Consider the following 6455-nt stretch of genomic DNA (forward strand, 5'->3'; position numbering starts at 1 on the left):
CGGCTCAGGAGATATCGATCACCGTCACGTCGACGGTGAACGTCCGCCCTTCGCGCCAGATCGTCAGCGTCACCGGATGCCCGACGCCGGTCTGTTCCAGTTGGGTCGCGAGTTCCGCCAGGGTCGCGACCGGGTGTCCGTCGGCATGGGTGATGACGTCGCCCGCCCGCCGTCCGGATGGGTCGAAGCCTCGCAGGCCGGCGCGATCGGCTGCCGACCCCAGGATCACCTCGGCGATGACCACCCCGGTCACGCCGAGCTGGGCCCCGACCTGCTCGGGCGCCACGCGGATGCCGATTCCGGGGGTCGGCACCCGGCCGTCCTGGATCAGCTTGGGCACGATCCGGTTCACGGTGTCGGCCGGCACCGCGAAGCCGATCCCGGCGAAGCTGCCCGACCCGGACAGGATGGCGGTGTTGACGCCGATCAGCCTGCCGGCGCTGTCGAGCAGCGGGCCGCCCGAGTTGCCGGGGTTGATCGCCGCGTCGGTCTGGATCACGCCGGCGATCTCCCGCCCGCTGCCGGCCGGAAGCCGCCGCTCCAGCGCGCTGATCACGCCGGTGCTGAGGCTGCGGGTCAGCCCGAAGGGATTGCCGATGGCGTAGACCGATTGGCCGACCTTCAGGTCGTCGGAGGTTCCGATCGGGATCGGGCGGAGCGCCGCCCGGTTCTCGCTCAGCCTCAGCACTGCCAGATCGCTGTTGGGGGCGATGCCGATCACCCGCGCCGGCACGGCCTCGCCGCTGTCCAGCCGGACGGCGACGCGGGTGGCGCCTTCGACCACGTGATGGTTCGTGACGACATGGCCCGCGGCATCCCAGATGAAGCCGGACCCGGCGCCGCGGGACCCCCGGCCGCCGGGATCGCCGGTCGTTTCGGCGCGGTCCGTGAAAATGTAGACGACCGACGGCGCGGTCGCGTCGAACAGGGAGATCGTCGATTCCTCGGACTCGGCCAGTGATCCCCGCGCCGTGACCGCCCGCGGTTCGCTGGCGGTCAGGAATACGCCGCGCACGAAGCGGTCGCCGATCCAGATCGTCGCGACCAGCAGCGCCCAGATCAGCATGTACCGCCAGAACCGCTGCCCGCCCATCCGCCCCTCCCGCTCCACGTCGGCCCGACGGGGCCGGAAGTGTTTAAACGGGGTGCAGGGGCTGGCGGTCAAGCACAAAGGCGGCAACCGATCAGCCGAATGATCGGTTGTGACGAGCGGGCGGAACGCGCTGTTATACGACGGAGACCCAATCCTTGGCGCCGGTGCCTTCGATGACCGATCCATACGAGATCCTGGGACTTTCCAAGAGCGCGACGGATGACGACATCCGCAAGGCGTATCGCAAGCTCGCCAAGAAATTCCATCCCGACATCAATCCGGGCAAAGCCGACGCGGAGGCCCGTTTCAAGGACATCTCCGTCGCATACGCCCTGCTGTCGGATCCCGAGAAGCGCGCCCGTTTCGACCGCGGGGAGATCGACGCGAGCGGTGCGGAGACGCCGCGCAGCTTCTACCGCGGCTTCGCCGACGCGGGCGGCGGCGGCCGCTACGGGACGGAGGAGCACTTCGTCGACAACGAGGATATCGAAAGCTTCTTCGCCGATCTGTTCAGCCATCGCGGTGCCGGGCGGGGCGGCGCCGGAGCGGGCGGGGCCGGACCGGGCGGAGCGGGCGGGGCCCCCGGTACCGGCGGCTTCCGCATGCGGGGCGGCGACATCAATTACTCCCTGCGCGTCCCATTCCTCGACGCGGCGAAAGGGTCGCGAAAGCGCCTGACGCTGCCCGACGGCCGGACGCTGGAGGTCGAGATCCCGGCCGGCATCGACAGCGGGCAGACGGTTCGGCTGAAAGGGCAGGGGGGACCCGGGCTGGGCGGCGGTCCGGCCGGTGACGCCCTGATCCGGATCGAGGTCGAGCCCCATCCGGTGTTCCGCCGGGAGGGGCGCGATGTCCGGATCGACCTGCCGGTGACCCTGGCCGAGGCGCTGCTCGGGGCGAAGGTCCGCGTGCCGACGATCGACGGGGCGGTCGCCATGACCATCCCGAAAGGGGCCGACAGCGGCACCGTGCTCCGGCTCAAGGGGAAGGGCGTGCCGGCATCCCTCGGCGGCGAGCGCGGCGATCAGTATGTCACGGTGCGCCCGGTCCTCCCCCGGCAGCCCGACGCCGAACTGGAGGAGTTCATCCGGCGCTGGTACGACAGTCACCCGCAGGATCCCCGCGAAACCCTGGAGCAATCGCGATGATGGCGCTCGAACAGGTCCTTGCCACTGTCGGCCGGATCGACCGGCGGGACCTCATCCTGTGGATCGAGCGGCGCTGGGTCCGGCCGCACCACGAGGCCGGCGGCTATGTCTTCACCGACCTGGACGTCGCCCGCGTCACCCTGATCTGCGAAATGCGCGACGATATGGCGATCGACGACGAGGCGATGCCGGTCGTCCTCGGCCTGCTCGACCAGCTTTACGGCACCCGCCGCCGTCTCCGGCATCTGGTCGATGCGGTCGCGGCCCAGCCGGAGGAGGTCCGCCGGTCCGTCGCGGCCGAGCTGAGGCGCCGGGCCCTCGATGGGGACTGAGCCTGATGCATGGCCCTTGGCCGTTCCCCGCGGGTCTGCTATGACCGCGCGATGACCGACGATGCCAGCAAGAACCAGAAGCCCGACCCGATCACCGAACGCATCCTGGCGATGATCGAGGATGGCGGGTCCGTGTCCCCGCAGGAGGTCGCGCAAGCCTTCTACAAGGACACGAAGACGCCCGGAATGCCGGCCGACGGCTGGCACAAATACATGACGGCGGTTCGCCAGCAGGCGATCCACCTGGCCCGCCAGGGCCGGCTGCAGATCACCCGCAAGGGCGAGCCGGTCGATCCGAACAATTTCAAGGGCGTCGTTCGGCTGCGGAAAGTGCCGCCGGCCCAGCCTTGACCGCCGCCGCGACGGCGGGTGCGGCGAGCGCCCGCTTGCGGCGCCACGACACCAGGCCCATGACGGCCGCGACCAGGACGAAGACGCCAAGCAGGCCGACCGTCACGGCCGTCGCCATTTCCCCCACGACCTGCTGGAGCGCCGCGCCCGCGGCATAGCCGGCGCCGGCGAAGCACGCCGCCCAGATGCCGGCCGCGACGAAGTTGAGCAGGGCGAAACGACGCCAAGACAACGTGCTCATTCCCATCGCGAAAGAACTGAAGTTCCTGACGCCGTAGATGAATCGGAAGCTCAGGATGAAGGCGGTGCTGTACTTCTCCAGCAGGCCGAGGGCCTTGTCCACGCCCGGCTGCCAGCGGGGATAGCGGGTCAGCATCCGGGCGCCGGCATGGCGTCCGAGCATGAAATACATCTGGTCCCCCAGGAAGCTGCCGATCCACGCACAGGAGATCAGCAGGGTGAGGTTGACCACGCCCTCGCGGGCCGCGATGCCCGAGAAGATCACGATGGTCTCGCCTTCCAGGAAGGTCCAGACGGCCACGACGCCGTAGAACAGGTCGCCGTAGCGGTGGATGAGGTCGAATATTTCCATGACGGTCCGCTGCGGGATCCTTCGCGCGGGACAGGCCCGCATCCTGGGCGGTACCGGTCGCCCGCTTTTGAACTTTGAGAAACGGAAATTTCGGACGGTCGAGGCCGGCCGGGATGACGGCCCTTGCCATATTCCTGAATTACGGCCGGATTGTGGTCGCCTCTCCGGAGGTCCGGTTCCGGGGCGGGGAGTTAACGGGGAATTAGCATATTCCCCGGATATTTCGCGCGCCTGCGGCTCTGGACCTGATATGAACCGGCGCCGTTCGGGTCCCCCGCCTTGGCGGGGATATCAAGAAGAACTGGGAAACGGGCGGACTCATCCATCTCCCTGGGGCAAGGGCTATCCGATGATACCAGTGCGCAGCACCGTTGGTCTTGGCGACGGGCGCTCCCGACCTGCCGACTCCTTCGGCTGGGCGACGTTCGATACCCTGTCGATGATCATCCTGGCGATCGTGCTGGTCCTGGTCGCCGCCACGTTCCAGCATTATGGCATAAGCTGGGACGAGGAGATCCAGAACACTTACGGCAAGAAGATCCTGTCCTTCTATCTGAGCGGGTTCGAAGACCGATCGGTATTCGTGCATTTCAACCTGTACCTGTATGGCGGATCCTTCGATCTGGTCGCCGCCGCCGTCAACACCGTCTCGCCTTTCGGTGAGTACGAGACACGGCATCTGCTGGGCGGACTGGTCGGGCTGGCCGGGCTTGCCGGCATCTGGCGCCTGGGGCGGTTGTTCGGCGGGCCGCGGGCAGGGTTTCTGGCCCTTCTGCTGATGGTCGTGACGCCGGCCTATTACGGCCACATGTTCATCAATCCCAAGGATATTCCTTTCGCCTGCGGCATGACTTGGTCCCTGTACCTGATGTGCCGCGCCATGGAGACGGTGCCGCGGGTTCCGCTGCGCACGGCGCTGGGCCTGGGAGTGGTGCTCGGGATCACTCTCGGCACCCGCATCGTCGGGTTGCTCGCCGGTTTGTATCTCGCCGCCGCTCTCGTCCTGTACCTGGTGTTGGCCGCGGGGCGGGGAGCGGACCGGCGGGAGCTGGCCCGTACCACGGGCGCGCTGGCGCTGTCGTTCTTGCCCATGCTGCCGGTGATGTATCTGGCGATGGCGGCATTCTGGCCCTGGGCCTGGCAGGAGCCTTTGAACCCGATCCGTGCCGCGACGGTGTTCTCCAATTTCCCGTGGCCGGGGTCCGTCCTGGTCAATGGCGAGATGATCAAGGCGACCGATCTTCCGTCCTACTACCTGCCCCTGTTCCTGGGGACCCAGCTGCCGGAACTGGTCCTGGCCGGCATCGCGTCGGCTGCCCTGATCGCCTTGGCCTCGCTCCTGAACGGGAGGCTCGGGAGCGTGGCGCGCGGGGCGACGGATGCGTTCGTGCTGAAGTGGACTCTTCTCGTCCTGGCTGCGCTGTTCCCGCTGGCCTATTTCATGGTGGCGCGGCCTCTCGCGCTGAACGGCATGCGCCATTTCCTCTTCATGCTGCCGCCGCTGACGGTGATCGCAGCCCTTGCGCTCGATCGCGCCTGGACCTGGACGGGCACCGCTTGGCCGCGGCTCAAATGGGGTTTGGTCGTGCCGCTCGGCGCCACCGTCGCATTCCAGGTCTGGACGATGGCCCGGCTGCATCCGCAGGAATACATCTTCTACAATCAGTTCGTCGGGGGCGTGGCCGGGGCCGAAGGCCGCTTCGAATTGGATTATTGGGGAACGTCGCTGGCGGAAGCCACCGACATGCTCGAAAGCAAGCTGAAGGCGGAGAACGGCGGGCGGCTCGGCGGGCGATACAAGGTTTTCGTCTGTGCGAACCCGACGTCGGCCCTCTATTTCCTTCCGCCCAACTTCGTCCAGACGGAGAACCGGCGGGATGCGGATTTCTTCATTGCGCTGACGTTGTCGGACTGCGACAAATCATCCGATGGGAAGCAGATCGTCGAGGTCAGCCGGTTCGGCGCACCCCTGGCCGTGGTCAAGGATCGCAGGGATCTGGTCGGCCGGCCGGTGGCGCGGGTCGGCAAGCCGGTGAACTGACGCAGGAGCGGTGAGATAAGCGCGCCCTGCCATGAGCGGAATGGAGGAAACGCGCGTGGATCTATGGATCGATTTCTGGAACCGCCCCAATGCGATCTATGTGAATCAACGGAACGTCGACGCGCATTTCGATTGTATCGTCCGCGACCTTCGGGAATTCGTCCCGCCGGGAGGCGGCAAGATCGTGCTGGATTTCGGCTGCGGCGATGCCTTGGGTGCCAGCCGCGTGGCCGATGGATGCGAGACGCTTTACCTGTATGATGCCGCACCGATGGTTCGGGAGAGGGTACGGGAACGGCTGGCGGGTGACCAGCGCATCAAGGTCCTGGACGGCAACGGCCTGCGTCACCTGCCGGCTGCCAGCGTGGATCTCGTGCTCGTGGTCTCGGTCGTCCAGTACATGGCACGGGACGAATTGTCGGACGCCCTGCGCCTGTGGCATCGTGTCCTGAAGCCCGATGGAGCGTTGATCATCGCCGACGTGATCGATCCGGCCACGCCGATCCATGTCGATGCCAAGTCCCAGCTGACCTTTGCCCGAAAGAACGGCTTCCTGCTGGCCGCTTTGGGCGGGCTGGTCCGGATGTTCTTCTCCAATTACCGCGATCTGCGCAACCGCGCTGGGTTCGCCATGTACCGGGAGGAAGAAATGCTTGGCATATTGCGGTCCGGCGGCTTCGAGGGGACGGTGCTACCGCGCAACATCGGTCCCGGTAATCACCGGAAGGCGTTCCGGGCGCATAAACCGTCGAAGCAGGCCAGGGCGGCGGCGGAATAGATCTGCCGCCACACCGGCATGGGGTCAGGCTTCTGGGTCTCCCGCTGCGAAGGTCCAGCAGCGGTTGCCGGCATAGCTCCAGACCATGACGGCCACCGTGGCGCTCATCTGGGCCAGCAG

At 67.0% G+C, this 6455-nt stretch carries 8 protein-coding genes (1 of these 8 running past the window's edge); 5 read left to right on the top strand and 3 right to left on the bottom strand.

The annotated features are described in order from the left end of the window. Window positions 1-4: 4 nt before the first annotated feature. Window positions 5-1093, bottom strand: coding sequence for a S1C family serine protease (locus DPR14_RS07495; protein WP_192499339.1), 1089 nt, complete (start codon window positions 1091-1093; stop codon window positions 5-7). Window positions 1094-1266: 173 nt separating this feature from the next. Here DPR14_RS07495 and DPR14_RS07500 point away from each other — a divergent pair, with 173 nt between their 5' ends. Genes DPR14_RS07500 through DPR14_RS07510 form a run of 3 tightly spaced genes read left to right on the top strand, consistent with a single transcriptional unit; the run spans window position 1267 to window position 2924 of the window. Next, window positions 1267-2241: a DnaJ C-terminal domain-containing protein gene (locus tag DPR14_RS07500; RefSeq protein ID WP_158044593.1), complete on the top strand. Its 975-nt coding sequence runs from the start codon at window positions 1267-1269 to the stop codon at window positions 2239-2241. After that, entirely contained in the window at window positions 2238-2573 is a 336-nt protein-coding gene (locus DPR14_RS07505) for a chaperone modulator CbpM (RefSeq protein WP_158044594.1), read from the top strand. Before DPR14_RS07500 ends, DPR14_RS07505 begins: the two co-directional genes overlap by 4 nt. 9 nt (window positions 2574-2582) lie before the next feature. After that, window positions 2583-2924 carry a DUF3253 domain-containing protein gene (locus tag DPR14_RS07510; protein ID WP_158044595.1) on the top strand — a complete coding sequence of 114 codons (342 nt, stop codon included), beginning with the start codon at window positions 2583-2585 and terminating at the stop codon, window positions 2922-2924. Here the strand turns inward: DPR14_RS07510 and DPR14_RS07515 are convergent. Further along, window positions 2878-3516, bottom strand: coding sequence for a DedA family protein (locus DPR14_RS07515; RefSeq protein ID WP_192499340.1), 639 nt, complete (start codon window positions 3514-3516; stop codon window positions 2878-2880). The two genes, DPR14_RS07510 and DPR14_RS07515, sit on opposite strands and share 47 nt — an antisense overlap. Window positions 3517-3874: 358 nt before the next feature. Between DPR14_RS07515 and DPR14_RS07520 the strand changes: the two genes are divergently transcribed. Both DPR14_RS07520 and DPR14_RS07525 read left to right on the top strand, forming a co-directional pair. Continuing rightward, a complete protein-coding gene (locus tag DPR14_RS07520) occupies window positions 3875-5557 on the top strand; it encodes a glycosyltransferase family 39 protein (RefSeq protein ID WP_192499341.1) in 1683 nt (560 codons plus the stop codon). 55 nt (window positions 5558-5612) lie between these two features. Further along, the gene (locus tag DPR14_RS07525) at window positions 5613-6335 is read left to right on the top strand and encodes a class I SAM-dependent methyltransferase (protein WP_246148975.1); all 723 of its coding nucleotides are present in this window, start codon (window positions 5613-5615) and stop codon (window positions 6333-6335) included. Window positions 6336-6359: 24 nt separating this feature from the next. Here the strand turns inward: DPR14_RS07525 and DPR14_RS07530 are convergent, their stop codons facing one another. Further along, window positions 6360-6455 carry the final stretch of a GtrA family protein gene (locus tag DPR14_RS07530; RefSeq protein WP_158044599.1) on the bottom strand. It continues 306 nt past the right edge of the window, so 96 of the gene's 402 nt are visible here — the last part of the coding sequence; its start codon lies off the right edge, out of view; it ends in the stop codon at window positions 6360-6362.

It is taken from the genome of Skermanella pratensis, assembly GCF_008843145.1.
Taxonomy (GTDB): domain Bacteria; phylum Pseudomonadota; class Alphaproteobacteria; order Azospirillales; family Azospirillaceae; genus Skermanella; species Skermanella pratensis.

Bases quoted from the DNA above. Each gene is read 5' to 3' on its own strand.
- DPR14_RS07510 (WP_158044595.1), top strand. From the start codon at position 2,583: ATGGCCCTTGGCCGTTCCCCGCGGGTCTGCTATGACCGCGCGATGACC.
- DPR14_RS07505 (WP_158044594.1), top strand. From the start codon at position 2,238: ATGATGGCGCTCGAACAGGTCCTTGCCACTGTCGGCCGGATCGACCGG.
- DPR14_RS07515 (WP_192499340.1), bottom strand. From the start codon at position 3,516: ATGGAAATATTCGACCTCATCCACCGCTACGGCGACCTGTTCTACGGC.
- DPR14_RS07500 (WP_158044593.1), top strand. From the start codon at position 1,267: ATGACCGATCCATACGAGATCCTGGGACTTTCCAAGAGCGCGACGGAT.
- DPR14_RS07495 (WP_192499339.1), bottom strand. From the start codon at position 1,093: ATGGGCGGGCAGCGGTTCTGGCGGTACATGCTGATCTGGGCGCTGCTG.